Origin of the sequence: Snodgrassella sp. W6238H11 (assembly GCF_016100525.1) — a bacterium.
In the GTDB taxonomy this organism is placed as follows: domain Bacteria; phylum Pseudomonadota; class Gammaproteobacteria; order Burkholderiales; family Neisseriaceae; genus Snodgrassella; species Snodgrassella alvi.
In genome coordinates this window covers 149,961-167,885 of the sequence record NZ_JACFSH010000001.1, presented here as the reverse complement: position 1 = coordinate 167,885, position 17,925 = coordinate 149,961, and the positions used below count along the sequence as shown (strand labels likewise).

Sequence of the window (17,925 nt, the reverse complement as noted above, 5' to 3'; positions counted from 1 at the left end):
TATAAAAAATACCATGGACTAAAAATGCCAATATATTTCTATTTAACTTAAACTTTTATTCACACGGTAAATTATTATAATTTTTCTGAAACTGCTCAGTGGGTTTAAATTTAGGTAATCCATTCTCTTCATAAAACTTAAATCCAAACAGCTATGCTTCACTAAGTGCCATATCGGAAGAATCACATGGTTTTTAAATACTATTATTATCCATAAATAATTTATAAGTATGCTAAAACCAAAAAACTTCATTTTTTACAAAAAGCTGTTAATTATAATATAAATAATTATTTTTAAGAAAATTTGAACATTTTGTTTGAAATTTTTATAAATGAATTGAAAGAGCTGCTTATATGAAAGCAGCTCTTTTGGTCTGATAAAAACAATATTACTGATTTAGTGTCAGCAATAAATGATTCATGCGTTTTACAAATGCCGCCGGATTTTCCAGTTTACCGCCTTCAGCCAGCAAAGCCTGATCATATACCAGCTCAGCCAGTTCATTGCGCTGTACTTCGTCCTGTTCAGAAGCAATTTTTTTAATCAAAGGATGATCCGGATTAATTTCCAGTGTTGGTTTGGTCTGCGGAATTTGACCGGCTGCACCGGAAGCTTCCAGCATTCTTGCCAGATGCTGGCTCATATCATGCTCACCAACAACCAGACATGCCGGACTTTCTGTTAAACGGGCAGTGGCACGAACAGCGTCAACTTTATCACCCAGAGCAGTTTTAATTTGCTCTACCAGTTCCTTATTGTCTTCTTCTGTTTTAGCCTGGGCTGCTTTTTCCTCCTCATCAGCCAGATTACCTAAGTCCAGTGAACCCTTGGCTACACTTACCAAACCCTTGCCATCAAATTCAGATAAACTATTAACCACCCACTCATCCACACGATCAGTCAGCAGCAATACCTCAACACCTTTTTTCAGGAAAATTTCCAGATGCGGGCTATTTTTAGCAGCAGCATAACTATCAGCAGTAATATAGTAAATTTTTTCCTGCCCCTCTTTCATCCGGCCAATATAATCAGCCAGAGTAACATTTTGCTCACTACTATCATTATGCGTAGAGGCAAACCGGCATAAACCGGCTATTTTGTCTTTATTAGTGAAATCTTCAGCAATACCTTCTTTCAGTGTATTACCGAATACCTGCCAGAATTCTGTATATTTTTCCGGCTGATTTTTCTTCAGATCTTCTAAAAGAGACAACACTTTTTTAACACTGCCAGAGCGAATTGCATCCAGATCACGGCTTTCCTGCAAAATTTCACGGGATACATTCAAAGGCAAATCGCTGCTGTCGATCACTCCGCGAATAAAACGCAGATAAGAAGGCATCAGCTTTTTCGCATCATCCATAATGAATACACGTTTTACATATAACTGTACACCATGCTTAGGTTCACGCTCATATAAATCAAATGGTGCATGTTTCGGAATGTACAGCAATCCGGTGTATTCATGCCGTCCTTCCACACGGAAATGTGTCCACGCTAAAGCATCATCATAATCGTGTGATACATGACGATAGAAAGTCTGGTACTGCTCATCGGTAATTTCATTTTTCGGCCGCTGCCATAAAGCCTGAGCCTGATTAACCACTTCCAGCTCATCTGAAACTTTTACATTACCTTCTTCATCATATTCAGGCGCTTTCTTCATATAAATCGGCACAGAAATATGATCACTATAAGTCGTTACAATCCGGCGCAAAGTCCAGTCAGACAACAAATCTTTTTCATCATCTTTAAGATGCAGAATTACATCTGTACCACGGGCAGATTTACTAATCGGTTCAACAGTAAATTCGCCGTCACCAGCACTCACCCAGCGTACAGCTTGATTTTCAGCAGCACCTGCCCTGCGGCTTTCAACAGTTACCTTATCAGCCACGATAAATGCAGAATAAAAACCTACACCAAACTGCCCGATAAGATTGGCATCTTTTTTATCGTCGCCAGTCAGTTTTTCCAGAAATGCTTTGGTACCGGATTTAGCAATGGTTCCCAGATGATCAATAATATCGGCTTCAGTCATACCGATACCATTATCAGATACAGTAATGGTTTTAGCTTCTGCATCAGCAGTAACCTTAATCCTGAATTCTGCATCATCTCCCAGCAAAGAAGCATCATTCAGAGAATCAAAGCGCAATTTATCGCACGCATCGGCAGCATTGGAAATCAGTTCCCGCAAAAAGATTTCTTTATTGCTGTATAAAGAATGAATCATCAACTGTAACAACTGTTTTACTTCAGTCTGAAAACTGTGTGTCTGTTTCATAATTTTCTCAAAAGCCCAAATATATGATTGTTGTTAATTTAAAATATGGGCAGCACATTTCAGTTTCAAGCCGGATAGTCATATGTTTGCTTGTTGTACAGCTTTTGCTGCAAGCACAAAATATCAGACAAATATCAGTATATACATTTCAGACAAAGCTAATTTGTTACAATAGAATATTTACTAAGTCTACTAAATAAAACCGATCAACATCATGAACACCCATCATTGTTTGCCTGATACCCGCGCATTTCCTACCGATCAGGTTAAAAACGAACTGCTGCTGCATGCAGCCAGTCTGGTCACACCTGCATCAAAAGCACAAACTACCCTTGCCCGTGAGAGCCTGCAAACTGAAATCAGCCGTATGCTGGCACAAAATCACTATACCAACCTTTCTGTAGCACTGGCTATGGCGGCCAATAGTGATATTTACAATGCACTGTGGAACAGTATGGAAACTGTATTACAAGCACGTAATCAGACAGAAGTACAATGGCTGGCCTTGCCCGTGATAATAGTAGGTGGTGCTAAAGAAAATATCTCTCTGCCAGACAGCATACCCGCAGAAGCCATCACTGAAATCTTCAAAAACCGTCCATGGTCTGATGAATGGAATAAAATTCACTGGGCATCACATCTTGTAAGTGATACTACCCTGACCCATATCAAAGCCAGTCAATGGTATGCTGCTAAACAAAACCAACAGATGGCTGCAGATCTTCTCGGTCAGTTACCTAAAACACCACTGATAGTTGAAAGCGGACAATCAGTACAGGTTTTTTATGCCCTTGGCTTTTCCGGACCAGACATTCAGTCTGCCCTTAACTGCAATCTGGCAGATAATGCCCTGCCGCTCATGCAAGTCTGGCAAACTCATCTGGCTACAGCCGGTGCTACGCTGTTTATCAACCCGCTTGCGCCACAATCACCATTAAACGCCTTACGCTCTGGCAGTGCCATGCGTCTGCGAATGGCCTGTGATGTCTTTACGACTAATGCTATCCGGTCGATTCGCCTGCAAAGTCCGCGGGTTGGTGTAGTTATTGCTGCTCAGGAAGGCGGCAATATATTATTTGGTTTCAATGCTACCGACAGTGTATTTGAACTTCAGCCACAAATTTTCCGCTGGCCGCTGACACAGACAGACAACATTGACAGCATAATACAAAATTTCATTGATCTGCTGGCTGAGTGCCATGTTGAAAATATTCGCCTATTACATGAACCAATCAGTGTACAAGCCCAATTGCCTAATTATGCCCAATCTATCAATATGGTCGGGCATAACCCACTTTTTCCACGGAGTCACTGATGGCTGCAACTAAAGTATTATTTGTCTGTCTGGGTAATATCTGCCGTTCTCCCATGGCAGAATACATTCTGCGCGACCTGGTAACAAAAAAAGGTCTGAGTGAACAGATTGAAATTGCCAGTGCCGGTACTTCCGGCTGGCACAATGGTGAAGACATGCACTCAGGAACCAAAGAAATTCTGCACGCAAAACAAATCAGTACTAATGATTTTCAAAGTAGTGAAGTAAGGCCGGAGGATATTGCCATTTACGATCATATTATTGCTATGGATGATAAAAACCTGCAGGACTTATCCCGTATTTTTGGGTGTAGCCGTCCGGATAAAGTCTACAAAATTACCGATTTATTACCAGACAGCGAATATGACTACGTACCAGACCCTTATTTCAGCGGTAATTTTACAGAAACCTGCACCATTATCCATGCCGGCTGCGAGGCATGGCTTAAATACTGGCAAACCTCAGCAGGCAAACAGTAATCCAGATTACCCGCCGTTTATACTATCCGGATAGAATCTACTCAATAAAAGAGCAATATGGTAAAATTAATACCATATTTCAATTATTTGATGGTATTAAAACTTGCCAAAGCGCTCAGCTTTGGCATTGTTTTGGTACGTAAAATCAACACAGCAATAAGGAATTTAAAATGGCAGGACATAGTAAGTGGGCCAATATCCAGCATCGTAAAGGTCGTCAGGATGCCAAACGCGGCAAAATCTTCACCCGCCTGATTAAAGAAATTACCATTGCAGCCCGTCTGGGCGGTGGCGATCCGAATGCCAATCCACGCCTGCGTCTGGCAATGGATAAAGCCACTGATGCCAACATGCCCAAAGATAATATTCAGCGGGCAATAGATAAAGGTACAGGTAATCTTGAAGGTGTCGAATATGTAGAACTGCGTTACGAAGGTTATGGCATTGGCGGAGCAGCAGTAATGGTAGACTGCCTGACCGACAATAAAACCCGTACCGTAGCCGATGTACGTCATGCCTTCACCAAACATGGCGGCAATCTTGGTACAGACGGCTCAGTAGCCTTTCAGTTCGTTCATCAGGGCTATTTACTCTTCAGCCCGGAAGTGGATGAAGATACTCTGATGGAGGCTGCTCTCGAAGCAGGTGCTGAAGACGTTATCGTACAGGAAGATGGTTCTAAAGAAGTCATCACCGAACCCTATCAGTACAGCAGTGTTAAAGAAGCACTGGAAGCAGCGGGTTTGCACGCGGCCGATGGCGAGGTAACCATGCGTGCAGTTAATGAAACCGTTCTGCAAGGAGCAGAAGCTGAAAAAATGCAGCGTTTACTAGACGCACTTGAAGATCTTGATGATGTTCAGAACGTTTATACTACAGCCGTACTGGAAACTGAGTAAACATAAAACGGACTGTTACTCAGTCCGTTTTTATCATTAACAGCATATTATTACCATTGATTCATGCAAGCTATAACCGAACTTTTTCAAACAGCTTCTGCCGGTGAATGCGCTGAAATTTTAGATTTCTGGCTCAACGAATGCAGCCTTGATGAAGCACCAGATGTACATACAGTAAAATTATGGCAACAATTGTTTCAACAGCGCGGCAGTAAATTTAACCGTCTGGCTACCCTGTGTCAGCAATGGCTTATTGAAACAGACTCATTATGAAATCATCATGCATGAATAAATGGCTGTTCCTTGCCGTCATCTGGTTTCTGGCCAGCCTGTATTTTTTATTCTTCAAAGCAAGCGGTAATCCGGTACCTATTCCGCAATTTGATAAAATCTGTCACTTCGGCTTATTTTTCGGCCAATTCTGGCTCCTGTCCAAAACCTGCTTCAGTGCCGGCATCACAATTCCGCTACGCCTGCTAATTATAACTGCCATTATCTGGGCTGCTTCCAGCGAAATTATTCAGGCACTGTTCACTAAACGTGAGGGCGATATAATGGATGCAATGGCCGATCTCATCGGTGCCGCACTGGCACTTTGGCTGGCTCGTCAAATACAAACAGCTCGCCGCAACAGCAGCAGGGAGAAATATTAAAATGGATATTACCGTTTATCAGCAACGCCGTCAGACTGTACTGAATAAAATCGGCGAAGATGGCATTGCCATTATATTTGCCGCTCCGGAACAACGCCGCAGTAATGATACAGAATACCCCTTCAGACAGGATAGCTACTTTCATTACCTGACCGGTTTTCCTGAACCCGGAGCAGCATTGATACTGAATGGACGTGAACACACTTCCACTCTTCTGTGCCGCAATAAAGACCCTGAACACGAAATCTGGAACGGTTTCCGATATGGTTATACAGCTGCACGAGAGCAATTTGCTTTCGACTCAGCCGATGATATCAACCAGTGGCCTGTTTTGCTTAAACAAGCACTGGCTGGTCACCGACGACTCTTCGCATTGTGGGGACTATATCCTGAAAATGACTCTAAGCTCATTGAATTATGGTATGAAATTGCCCGTATAGCTAATTATCGCAGTGCCAATGGCAGTACGATTGCACCTGACAGCCTGGTAAATCTGGCCAGCATCCTTGATCCGATGCGTCTTATCAAAGATAAACATGAACAGTCGATCATGCGCATTGCCGCAGAAATCAGTGCACAAGCTCATATTCGTGCCATGCAGACTACTCATGCCGGTCAGTATGAATATCAGGTAGAGGCAGAAATTCTGCATGAATTCATGCAACGCGGAGCACGCTATCCATCGTACAACAGCATAGTTGCCGGGGGCAAAAATGCCTGTTGTCTGCATTATGTCAGCAATAACTGTCAGTTGCAGCAAAATGATTTACTCATGATTGATGCAGGTGCCGAATACCAGATGTATGCTGGTGATATTAGCCGCACCTTTCCCGTCAGCGGGCGTTTCAGCAGTGCACAAAAAGATATCTACGATATAGTACTGGCTGTTAACCAGGCGAGCATTGCCTCTACTGTAAAACAAGCAAACTGGCAGAATATCAGTGCTACAGCCATCAGCATGCTAACCCAGGGGCTGATTGATCTGGGCATCCTCCATGGCAGTCTCGAACAGAATATTGAAACTCAGACTTATCGGCGTTTTTATATGCATGGACTCGGACACTGGCTCGGACTGGATGTTCATGATGTTGGTGGCCGTTTTGACAGCAATGAACAGCCTATTTTGCTTCAGGCGGGAATGGTAACGACCATAGAGCCTGGTTTATATATCAGCGCAGCAGATGATATACCTCAGGCATTTCATAATATTGGTATTCGCATTGAAGACAACGTTCTGATTACAGAAACCGGTAATGAAGTACTCACTGCTTCTGTACCTAAAACTACCGCAGAAATCGAAACATTGATGCAGCACTAAATCAGAATCTGATCAGTATTAGCCATTAAAATAGCCGGATAACATTTATCCGGCTATTTTTTATAAATGTACTTTTAATGATTAAGCTGACGTGCGGCCAGTTCCTCCTGCGCAGTAGCCACAATGTCAGTACCAAACAAAGAATTCACATCTGCCTCATCAAATACATAGCGTGCATGACAAAAATCACAGTTCACCTCAATACTACCCTGCTCCGCTACAGCCTCACCTACTTCCTGCCCGCCAAGCAATAGCAGCATATCACCAACCTTAGCGCGCGAGCAGGTACAGGAAAATTCAACATTCTGTGGTGTAAACACCCTTAGCTCATGCTCATGAAACAGCCTGTATAACAATGTCTGCACATCCAGCCGCAACAACTCATCCGCTGTAAGCGTCTCAGATAAAGCTGATAACTCTGTCCAGCTATCTTCATCTATATCCTGTTCGGGTAACTTTTGCAGTAATAGACCGCTGGCATGCTCATCATCCGCAGCAAGCATAATATACGTGGCCAGCTGTTCGGAACGCGCCATATAATTCATCAGCATCTGAGCAATACTGCTACCACTAAGCTCCACCATACCCTGCCAGGATTCACCCTGAGAGGGCTGCAAAGTCAGTACAAACATTCCTCCTTCGCCAAGTAAATCTACCAGTGTCATATTATCATCAATGACAGCAGATTCATCCCAGCGAGCTGTTGCACGGCAGGTTGCTGCCGATGTGGCTTCCGCCACCAGCATTTTCAAAACGCCCTTACCCTGCACCTGTACTATCAGATTACCGTCAAATTTCAGATTACTGGCCAACAATACCGCAGCCACAGTCAGCTCACCCAGAGCCTGATGAATTGCCTTAGGATAAACTTTATTTGCTGCCACATGCCGCCATACCTGCTGCAAATTCACATGCAGACCACGTACAGGACAGTCATCAAACATAAACCTCGTTAACTGATCTGCTTGCACCATCTTATTTTCTGTCATCATTCCAATCCCGGCAAAATAATCAGACAATATGACCTCATCCGACCAAAAATCAAGTAAAAGAAATTTGCGTTTGCATTAATATATATTTGACCTGAGAAATCAGTCTATACCAAAAATATAAAATTAAACTTAGATATATATAAATTAAATTTTAATTATCATTTAATAATTTCAACCCAAAAATTAACTATAACAATTTAATAAATTATTTATAAATATACATACTTAACTTAAAAACAATATTAAAAGCAAAAATGCATAAAATATGAATACTATTATTGCAACTAAGTAACTATAAATTTGCAGAAGTGGCAATGATTGTCATATATAGAAATAATAATAATTGTATCCTGATTGAAGGTAAGAGTCTTAATTCTCTCTGGGAACAACCGAAAGTAACATCTACTTTTTATAGCAGGATCCGGGCTGGATGAAATAGTAGAAAATACCATTCTTCCTGATGATATAAAACCATCTTTGTCTCCGGCTGCGCCAGCAATGAACTTTGTTTAGCTTAAATTTTAATGAATTAATCATTAATCACATAGATACCTCAGACTAAATAAACATTAGTTCATAAGGCTCAATTACCTAACATTTTAATATCACAACTTCCGATACAAACAAATAGGTGCAGCTCAGCTCAGATAACTAATTAATGCTTTATCTGGATATTATAATACCAATGAAATAAATATAACTGATATTTGAATAAATAAGTATATTTGTTCTTCCTCTACCTGTTTTAATCCAGAAATAATCAACTAAATGCTGTAGTTTAATTCGTATGCAAACTTAGCTGCCATATAAGATTAATTAATAGATTTAGCTCTGCTTGTTTTTGTATAAACACCTGCCATTCAATAGCTGGCGGGTGTTTTTTATTTGGAAATGGTTTCTTTTTTCAATAACCTGTATTAAAAAGTTAATATAAATCAAATTTAAAGACAATATTTGATTTATATTAACTTTTTAACTCTTTGATACAGTATAATTTTCTTTCGAGAGATGAAAATTAAATTGTCACAATATCCTAGAATATAAAATTATAATTAATTCTATATTCTATTACTAATAAAAATATTTTTTAATTTATAAAGGAGAAGCATATAGATAATCAAATTCATTATGAGCAGTAAATATATGGCGATCATATTAATATTATACAAAATATGATCAGAATAATTTTATTTTATATTGAAATGATTACATTTAGGAGATAATAATGCCCCAATCTCAAAATACATCAACCGTTAATACTGTTGTTAGCACTTCAAAAAATGAATTTCTGAAAGGTACAGATAATAAAAAAGATCGTTATATTTTTCAGAAAGGTCACGGACAAGATATTATTGAAGATATTGGCTTTGCAAGCCGCCCGGATGATACTCTGGAATACTATGAAGAATCGGATGAGCAAAAACAATTAGAAAATTTTGAAAATGAAATTAACGAATTAATTTTCAAAGATTCAAATTCAGTTAATACCGCATTTATCAGGTCCGGAAATGATCTAATTATTAAAGCTTATGGGGAAAAAGATTCAGTCACTTTACGTAATTTTTTCATTGATCCTGCTAATCCGGAAGACAACAATAGATATAGAAACTATAAATTTATATTTCAGGATAAAACAATTACGCTGAATGACATTAGTCATATGCCTTTTGAAACTCCATATAATCCGTTATTTAATGATTATACAGGCTGGCTGGGAACTGACATTATCAAAGGTAGTTCAAAAGCAGATACTTTGTTTGGTTACGACGGTGATGACATTCTTTATGGCTATGATGGTGATGACGAATTGAACGGAGGAATGGGTAATGACACTATTTACGGAGGAGATGGTAATGATATTCTCTATGGAGGAAATTATTATCCTGATGCTAACAGGGATGGCGACGACTATCTTGACGGTGGTAACGGAGACGATGAAATTTATGGAGGTGGCGGACACGACACCCTGATTGGAGGAGCCGGTAACGATTATCTGGCTGGCGGTGACTGGGAAAGTGATTTTTACATTTTTCATAAAGGTCATGGGCAAGACATTATAGAAGATATGGGCTACGATCAGTTGCCATTCTTATCTCAGAGCAATCAGCTCAAATTTACAGAGGCCAAAAGCACTGATGCAGTATTCAAACGTGACGGAGAAGATTTATTAGTTTATGCATACAAAAATGATGACTGTGTCAGACTAAAAGATTATTTTAAAGATGCTTTCCATCGGGCATTTATCTTTTGTTTTGAGGATCAGACATTGGATATTAGTGGTGTTGCACAGAAACTGTCAGAGCAAAGTGGTGAAAGCATGGCAGATATACTTGATAATTTCATTACTCAGGGTGTACAGACTGCTTCAAAACTCGGTGATATTTTATCAGGCGAAAATTCGGAAACCGGTGAATTGTATAATCAGCTAATCGGCAGCAGTGGTAATGATAGATTATCTGGAGAAAATGAATATAACTTTCTAGATGGCGGCGATGGTGATGACACTCTGATTGCAAACGGTGAATATAATATTTTGATCGGTGGTCGTGGTAACGATTACATGACTGGTTCTGAAGGATGTAAGGATATCTATATTTTTGAAGAAGGTCATGGTCAGGATACCATCGAAGATGCAGGTGAAAATAGTACTTTCAAAGATGGAGCTTTAACCAATGAGCTGGTATTTAAAGGCGCACAAAAAAATAATATCCAATTCTACCGTGAACTCAATGATTTAATTATTCGTGCATATAACAGTAATGATTCAGTTAGATTAAAAGAATTCTTTTATGCTGAATATTATCAAGATTACAGACTGATATTTGATGATGGTACTATATCAAGTATTGATATTCCTAAAAACCTGCCAATTAATGGCACCAGTGATAATGATTACATTGAGGGTAGCGAAAAAAATGATATTATTTACGGGGGTGCAGGAGATGATACTCTTTACGGATATGAAGGTGATGATATTATCTATGGAGGTGCCGGTGATGATGAAATTTCAGGAGATGAAGGTAACGACATTTTAATCGGTGGCAGTGGAAATGATCTTCTTGATGGAGGAAGCGGAAGCGATCGTTATATATTTGAAGCTGGCCATGGACAGGATACGGTTACAGAATGGGACGTAAATCCTAAAGACATCAACTCACTCGAATTTACAGAATATAATAGTAATGAATTATGGTTCAGAGAGGATGGATCTGATTTGATTATCAGTCATATCGGAACAAACGATCAGGTAACAGTTACTTCATGGTTTGAAGATACTGATTATCAACACTATAATGTTATTACTGCTGATGGTAAAAAGATAAATTCAAATCAGATACAACAACTGGTTGAAGCCATGGCTGCATTTACAAATGATTGCGACTTTAATTCTCCAGATATTGCCAGTCAGATGCAGCAATTTATACAAAAAGCAAATGTTGCTGCCTATTGGGGTTAGTCAACCGATTTAATTAACTTTAATTATTACCTGCCAGCTTTAAACTGACAGGTAATTTTTATTGACTTTCAAACTTAGATTTTTATTTTATTTATATATTTAGCAATTTTTCATTTAATCAGTTTACCAATGATCAAAAATAAACAATTAATATACCCAAATATAAAACAATTATGAATTTGGTCTTTACTATAAAATATATATATTAAATATTTAAATATAAAATTTTTTATATAAAATAATTTAATTGTAGTATCTTTAAGAATATTCAGTTGATAAAAAGCTAATTTAAATTGGATTTAAGGCTTACCAGGTTAATATTTATACTGCTGATAATCTGCTACCGATATAAACACTTAAAAGAAATTTAACATACCAACAACCTCACTCAGTTCGCCATCAGGGTTAATAATGTGATTTTATAGTTAAATTAAGTTTTAATTACACTTATTTTAAATTAATAATAATTCTTACATCATATTTGATATTGGCCATAGCCGTATTTATTCAAAGCTTTGGCTGAAAACAAAACTAATATTCTTAATAGTTGAATAGTTACAAATGAGAGTAAATTAATTAAAAAACATATCGGAAAAATATAAAAAATAATAACTATATTATGCAAACAGCCTGAATCTGAACATCATAAATCTTAAATATTATAAAAGCAATATGTGTTAATATTTGTATATATTACTGTTTATTTTAAATTATATTTATGGTAATTTGTACCTTGTCTTCAAAGGAAGTTCAGCTTATGAGAAACTCATTCAATTTGCACCTCAGGCTGGTCTGTTTAAACTGCATGCTGCTGATAGCCGGCTGTTCCGATAATAATCACTCTGAAAAAAATGTGGTACAGCAACAACCCACCCCTATTCGCCATCAGGACAGATTTGGCCGCTATGATTCTATTGGTAATCTGGGCGGCAAGCCGGTAAGTATCCCCGGCGGAGTGGTGTTTACCTGGGTACACTATATCGGCGACCCGGGTGATTTCGATACCAGCAAACAAGCGCAAAAGTATCAGCGCCCGCCGATTACTTACCAATTGCCTATTGAAGGTTTTGATTTTCAGTACCGGCTAACAGATGGCGCGGTTAAAACCAGAAGAGAGCAGACAGATGAGGATTATCTGCGTGATAATAAAACTCTGATTCCACAGGGAAAGCCGTTTCCATGGGGCTATACCATTGTTTACAACATTGTTGATCCACACCAGCCACTTAATTTTAATAAAGCGTTTACTGACACTCAGCAAGCTAAAAAAGAAGTCTGGCACTTTGAATATATTGAACAACCACAAAAAGTATATGGCTTAACTTATTTCAAAGCCAATAATGGGATTGATCCCAGCACCAATCAGCCGTGGCAGGATAATATCGCCGGGCCGGATATTTTGATGTCCCAAAATGCGCAAGGCGAGATTAAAACCTATATTCAGTGTGATTTTATTGGCGATGTTCAGCAATGCAAACATCGATTTTATCTTGATAATTTACCTATATTGATACGTATACGTTTTAACCGCCACTATTTGAAACTCTGGCAGCAAACCGAAAAAAATATAGCCGGCATACTGGATAGCTGGGTGGTTACGGATAAAGGCGCATTAATTAAGAAGCAGGCAGGGAAGGTGTAAATATTCCTGCTATTTATGTCTATATTGTTAACAACTGATGAAAGAGGTAAAAATATGTCTCAACCACAGGTCTTAACTAAAAAAGAAATAGATGCTTGGAGCGAGCAAATCAAAACCGGCGAGCTATCGGCCATAGGGGAAGTGTATCAGGCGCTGGCCCAAAAGGGCTATGACTATGCTCAATGGGCATTTGGGGTGGCCACAGCTGATACCCTTACCGGCAATGGCGCTTTGCAGTTTATGCAGGCGGTGGCCAAAGATCATAAACAAAAGCTCCCCCAAGCACGGGTTGACAGTGTACGGCGCGATATGGCGCTGGGCTATCTGGCTATGCTGAAAGAGAAATTGGAAAACGGTAAAGGCGGTAAAGATATTACCTATTATGAAATGTTAGAATTTCATGTAGAAGTATTTAATAACAATAAGCTGGATATCGGCTACTGGACGCTGTATACACCAATGTCGATTATCCAGAACCATGCTTCGGCTACCGGCAGCAATGGTCAGGAGATTGACGGTGAGCAGGTTGTAGAAAATATGTGGCAGCATATGCGGGCTACTAAGGGAACCAAGCTTACAGGCTCATGGGTAAGTCTGATGTTATACGGAGTAATGCGGGATGCGCAGAAGGGCTACATTTACGTTAATAAGTCCAACGGTGAGGTTGCGCCAATAGACTACATTATCAAGAATGCTGCTTATTCAATTAATTTTCCTATCGCTAATATTGTAGTAGGCACCGATGTGGAGAAGTTGGCTAATGTACTTGGCTATAAAAAGGTGGCCGTTTCCAGTGCTGAGCAGCAGCAGGCGCGGCAGTGGTGCAAAGATACGGATATGGCGGCTGCTTTCACTGCTTTTGCCAAGGAAAAGGTTGGCGATAATATACTTGTTTATGGTTCAACTCATACTTGGTATAAGGATTATGCTACGCCGGAAAACAGGCTTACCGGCAAGTTTTTTGCCAATCAGAATACTTCTGCTGCCACGCAGAAGCGGCTGGCCAATAACTGGCAATTGATGGGCGGCGCGAGTATGACTAAATGGATTATCGCCGCGGTATTAAATGAAAATCTGGCCGATAGTTCTAGCGCGCTACTGTCTTCCATTAATGAGATTAACTTTCTGGATAAGGGATTGGGGTTTGTTTTTGAGCCTAAAGCTGGGCATCGCAGGCCGATAGCGGGTGCAACAGATGAGTATGAATTCAAATATGAGCTGGAATATATTGATGCTACGCCGGATAGTGTGCTGAGTATTTTGCAGAATTTAACCAATAAGGGAGAAACAGCTAAGGTATCGCAGTATTTACATGCGCTGTTGCAGTTGAATCCGGTGGTGGTATTGAATCCGGATTTTACGCCACAGCAAAGAAGTGTGGATGATGTAGGTGAAGACTGGATTAAAATCCGCTGCTGGGCCATTCAGGAGATGAAATACGCTGAGGCAGTAGAACACAATGAGTATGTACGTGCCCTGCTCAATGGGCTGTCGCCTACTCCGGCTCCCGAGATTGATATTAATCAGCAGCTAACCATGCATCTGCGGCAACAGAAAGAGCTGGTTGAGTCTATCCGGACGAAATATGGTTTTGGTAAAGATGATGTGATTCGTTTTCGTGATGCGAATACCGGCCTAAGCTGGGTGACCAATGGTGCGATAACTCAAGCCGGCCATGTGGTGCTGATGCTTTCTGATAATGCCACTGGTACTCATTCTGGCAGTAGTTTAGGCGATGTGATTATAGGTGGTCGCGGTGATGATGTTATCGATGGCGGCGCCGGCGATGACTATTTATATGGTGGTGCCGGGAATGATACGTTGATTGGCGGTAGCGGCAATGATTTATTGACTGGTGGTGAGGGAACAGACCGTTATTATTTCAATGCAGATGATGGGCAGGATCGTATTATCGATAGTGATGGTAATGGCTATATCTATCTGGACAATAAGATTTTTTCATCATATCAGTGGATAGGGAAAGAGCTGAATGTATGGCAGTCAGAGGATAATAAATGGCAGGTGTGGCTGAATAAAACCGGTGATTTATGCATTCAGTCCCTGACAGACAATAAAGATATTCTTACTATTGAGGGATGGAATGAGCTTAAAGGAAATAAACTCGGCATTAATTTACCCAATATGCGCCCGCCTAAGGAAAAAAATAAAATTCTGGGCGACTGGCGCACGAAAATCATTCATGTAGAAGGCCATTTTGAGGAAGAGTTAGAGTCTCTTAAAGGCCATTATCACTATGATTGGGATAAGCGCAGTGCCGACGGCCGTATTATCGATGGTAAACAAGAAAACGGCTTTGAGGATGTTATTTTCGGCACAGCCAATGATGATGAAATTTCGGGGCTGGACGGCGGCGATGCTATTGATGGCATGGCCGGTGATGATGTGATTCTGGGTGGCGATGGCATGGATCTGCTCGCAGGCGGCGGTGGCTCCGATACCATCAGAGGTGGTGCCGGAGATGATTATATTTTTGCCAATAATCATTTAACGATATCTCAACGAGAGAAGCCGGATGAGCGCTGGAAGATGCCTGATTATGGTAAAAAACTGATTCATGCTGGCCCAAACTGGGGTATATTTTTAGAAAGAGGTAATTATTTGATTATCTCTGGTATTAGCGACTGTTTTGATGAGCCCATCTCTGCTGTGGACGGTATGTCATATGGGGGAGATTTTCTATATGGTGATGAGGGCAATGACTTTATTGTTGGCGGTAATCTGAATGATTATATCGAAGGTGATTCGGTAGCACCGGGCAGTACGCAAGAAGGAGATGATGTCGTTTTTGGTATGGGTGGCAATGATTATATTGTCGGTGGCAAGGGCAAAGATATCTTATATGGCGATGGTCTTGTTAGACTAGGTCACTTAAATTCTCTTGCTGGCAGGGCTCATGGAGATGATCACATTGATGGCGGCGATGGTGATGATGAAATCATTGGTGGTGGTGGCAATGATGTGATTATTGGCGGCGATGGTGATGACAAAATTTATGGCGATGATGGTGGAAAGACATCAAGAGAAATACTTGATAGCCAATATCATGGTAGTGACACCATTTATGGCGGTGCCGGTAAAGACTTTATTGTAGGTGGTGGTGGCGATGATTTTCTCTATGGCGGTAATGACGAAGACATTATATATGGCGATTCTTATGATATGAATAGAAATTTTTCACAATTAACATGCAATGATCATATCTGGGGCGATGCCGGTAATGATGAGCTGTATGGTGGCTACGGAGACGATGTGATTCATGGCGGCGCTGATCATGACAAAATTTATGGCGGCCACGGTAATGATGAGCTTTATGGCGATGAAGGCAATGACGTTATTTACGGGGATGATGAGAATAACAAAGAAATTCAGGGTGCAGACTATATTGATGGCGGCGCCGGCAATGATAGTTTAATAGGCGGCGGTGGAGACGATTGGATTTTCGGGGGCGATGGCGATGATAAGATATGGGGTGATGAGAATAAAAATTTTGTCGATGCTGACTGTTCAATAAACGGTAATGATCATCTGTTTGGCGGAAATGGTAATGATATTATTGATGCCGGATATGGTACTGATGAAGTTGATGGCGGCGAAGGAAATGATGTTATATTCGGCGGCGGTGGTCATGATTACCTTTATGGTGGAAATGGCGACGATATAATTATCGGTGATTTCAATAATATTATTGGTTGGGGAATTGGTTCGGGTGGTTCTAGTGATCCTATTTTAATTACAACCGAAAATTCTAAATATACCGGCGATGATGTTATATACGGCGGAGAGGGTAATGACAGAATATATGGAGATGTTTTGCAAGAATTAGAAAGTTTTTCTGGAAATGATGTTTTATATGGTGAAGGAGGAGACGATTATATTAATGGGGGTTATGGTAATGATTACATTGATGGAGGTATCGGTAACGACCGGCTGATTGGCAGTGATGGTGATGATGTGATTTATGGTGGTGATGGTAATGATATTATTTATGGCGACAGTGAAGAACCTGTAAATAGCGATAATGCAAAAACCAGTGGTAATGACGTTATCTTCGGAGGAGATGGAAACGATTTTATCAGTGGCGGCAGCGGCAATGATAATTTACAGGGTGATGATGGCAATGATCAGCTGTATGGAGGCCTGGGCGATGATAATTTATATGGCGGAGCCGGTAATGATTTGCTTAACGGTGGTAAAGGCAATGACTATCTAAATGGCGGTATGGGTGATGATATGTATGTAATTAAAAACGGCGACGGCATCACTATAATTGAAGACCATAATGGATTGTCTTATATTAAGGTTGATCAGATAAAATCGCTTACTTTCAGTGCTTATAAAGACGGAATAGTGATTAAAAACGGGGTTAAAGGCGATATTATTTATCTGCTCGGCTATAATTTGAAAAACCGGGGCAAAGATTCTGATTTAGGCAATATTATATTTACCGAAGATGGTAAGCATGGGCAAACTTTATTAAGCCTGCTTACAAAGCGAAAACCTGTTGATATGCCCCTTATTCCGCAGTTTGAAAAAGATTCGGCTCTCAGTAATCACCTGTTCCATTCTGCTGACAATAGTCTGCATAAAGATTCAGGCAATTATGCCGCAGGCCTTGCCAGAATTCCTGTAAAGAATGCGGCGCCGGATAACTATGCCAATGAAATTATCAATTCCGGTTTTAATTACGCTGATGCGATGTTACTCAAGCAGGCAATGGCGGCTATGAGTTCAGGACTTGCTAATAGCAGCATGGCAATATCACCGCCACAGGATAAACTTTTAGGTACTGCTGATAATTATTTGAGTGTTTCGGCTGTATAAAAGCAAGTTTCTGTTCTGTTAATTTGAATTTATGCCTGTAA

At 40.2% G+C, this 17,925-nt stretch carries 11 protein-coding genes; 9 read left to right on the top strand and 2 right to left on the bottom strand.

Annotation, left to right across the window (positions count from 1 at the left end):
* Positions 1 to 388 precede the first annotated feature (388 nt).
* Positions 389 to 2,287, bottom strand: a complete 1,899-nt coding sequence (gene htpG, locus H3V00_RS00755) for a molecular chaperone HtpG (RefSeq protein WP_198206676.1) — start codon at positions 2,285 to 2,287, stop codon at positions 389 to 391.
* Between the two features lie 214 nt (positions 2,288 to 2,501).
* Between htpG and H3V00_RS00750 the strand changes: the two genes are divergently transcribed.
* From H3V00_RS00750 to H3V00_RS00725, 6 genes are all read left to right on the top strand, one after another.
* Positions 2,502 to 3,602 carry a conjugal transfer protein gene (locus tag H3V00_RS00750; protein ID WP_198206677.1) on the top strand — a complete coding sequence of 367 codons (1,101 nt, stop codon included), beginning with the start codon at positions 2,502 to 2,504 and terminating at the stop codon, positions 3,600 to 3,602.
* Complete coding sequence (locus tag H3V00_RS00745; protein ID WP_025330324.1) at positions 3,602 to 4,081, top strand: low molecular weight protein-tyrosine-phosphatase; 480 nt, start codon at positions 3,602 to 3,604, stop codon at positions 4,079 to 4,081. Before H3V00_RS00750 ends, H3V00_RS00745 begins: the two co-directional genes overlap by 1 nt.
* A gap of 170 nt (positions 4,082 to 4,251) precedes the next feature.
* The gene (locus H3V00_RS00740; RefSeq protein WP_025330323.1) at positions 4,252 to 4,980 is read left to right on the top strand and encodes a YebC/PmpR family DNA-binding transcriptional regulator; all 729 of its coding nucleotides are present in this window, start codon (positions 4,252 to 4,254) and stop codon (positions 4,978 to 4,980) included.
* Positions 4,981 to 5,043: 63 nt separating this feature from the next.
* The gene (locus H3V00_RS00735; protein ID WP_025330322.1) at positions 5,044 to 5,253 is read left to right on the top strand and encodes a hypothetical protein; all 210 of its coding nucleotides are present in this window, start codon (positions 5,044 to 5,046) and stop codon (positions 5,251 to 5,253) included.
* An 11-nt stretch (positions 5,254 to 5,264) separates the two neighbouring features.
* Entirely contained in the window at positions 5,265 to 5,633 is a 369-nt protein-coding gene (locus H3V00_RS00730) for a VanZ family protein (protein ID WP_198206678.1), read from the top strand.
* The gene (locus tag H3V00_RS00725; RefSeq protein WP_232335906.1) at positions 5,539 to 6,951 is read left to right on the top strand and encodes an aminopeptidase P N-terminal domain-containing protein; all 1,413 of its coding nucleotides are present in this window, start codon (positions 5,539 to 5,541) and stop codon (positions 6,949 to 6,951) included. The genes H3V00_RS00730 and H3V00_RS00725 overlap by 95 nt, the downstream gene beginning before the upstream one ends.
* 74 nt (positions 6,952 to 7,025) lie before the next feature.
* Here the strand turns inward: H3V00_RS00725 and hslO are convergent, their stop codons facing one another.
* Positions 7,026 to 7,940, bottom strand: a complete 915-nt coding sequence (gene hslO, locus H3V00_RS00720) for an Hsp33 family molecular chaperone HslO (RefSeq protein WP_198206751.1) — start codon at positions 7,938 to 7,940, stop codon at positions 7,026 to 7,028.
* Positions 7,941 to 9,168: 1,228 nt separating this feature from the next.
* On the opposite strand from hslO, the gene H3V00_RS00715 reads away from it, so the two are divergent.
* From H3V00_RS00715 to H3V00_RS00705, 3 genes are all read left to right on the top strand, one after another.
* A complete protein-coding gene (locus H3V00_RS00715; protein WP_198206679.1) occupies positions 9,169 to 11,400 on the top strand; it encodes a calcium-binding protein in 2,232 nt (743 codons plus the stop codon).
* A 757-nt stretch (positions 11,401 to 12,157) separates the two neighbouring features.
* The gene (locus tag H3V00_RS00710) at positions 12,158 to 13,042 is read left to right on the top strand and encodes a hypothetical protein (RefSeq protein ID WP_198206680.1); all 885 of its coding nucleotides are present in this window, start codon (positions 12,158 to 12,160) and stop codon (positions 13,040 to 13,042) included.
* 54 nt (positions 13,043 to 13,096) lie between these two features.
* Positions 13,097 to 17,884 (top strand): calcium-binding protein, encoded by a 4,788-nt coding sequence (locus H3V00_RS00705; RefSeq protein WP_181415812.1) that lies wholly within the window; start codon positions 13,097 to 13,099, stop codon positions 17,882 to 17,884.
* The last annotated feature ends 41 nt before the right edge of the window (positions 17,885 to 17,925 follow it).

What these genes read in the sequence shown, in the direction of transcription:
- H3V00_RS00710 (WP_198206680.1), top strand. Translation starts at nt 12,158, where the DNA reads ATGAGAAACTCATTCAATTTGCACCTCAGGCTGGTCTGTTTAAACTGC.
- H3V00_RS00750 (WP_198206677.1), top strand. Translation starts at nt 2,502, where the DNA reads ATGAACACCCATCATTGTTTGCCTGATACCCGCGCATTTCCTACCGAT.
- H3V00_RS00745 (WP_025330324.1), top strand. Translation starts at nt 3,602, where the DNA reads ATGGCTGCAACTAAAGTATTATTTGTCTGTCTGGGTAATATCTGCCGT.
- H3V00_RS00740 (WP_025330323.1), top strand. Translation starts at nt 4,252, where the DNA reads ATGGCAGGACATAGTAAGTGGGCCAATATCCAGCATCGTAAAGGTCGT.
- H3V00_RS00725 (WP_232335906.1), top strand. Translation starts at nt 5,539, where the DNA reads ATGCAATGGCCGATCTCATCGGTGCCGCACTGGCACTTTGGCTGGCTC.
- H3V00_RS00715 (WP_198206679.1), top strand. Translation starts at nt 9,169, where the DNA reads ATGCCCCAATCTCAAAATACATCAACCGTTAATACTGTTGTTAGCACT.
- H3V00_RS00735 (WP_025330322.1), top strand. Translation starts at nt 5,044, where the DNA reads ATGCAAGCTATAACCGAACTTTTTCAAACAGCTTCTGCCGGTGAATGC.
- H3V00_RS00705 (WP_181415812.1), top strand. Translation starts at nt 13,097, where the DNA reads ATGTCTCAACCACAGGTCTTAACTAAAAAAGAAATAGATGCTTGGAGC.
- hslO (WP_198206751.1), bottom strand. Translation starts at nt 7,940, where the DNA reads ATGACAGAAAATAAGATGGTGCAAGCAGATCAGTTAACGAGGTTTATG.
- H3V00_RS00730 (WP_198206678.1), top strand. Translation starts at nt 5,265, where the DNA reads ATGAATAAATGGCTGTTCCTTGCCGTCATCTGGTTTCTGGCCAGCCTG.
- htpG (WP_198206676.1), bottom strand. Translation starts at nt 2,287, where the DNA reads ATGAAACAGACACACAGTTTTCAGACTGAAGTAAAACAGTTGTTACAG.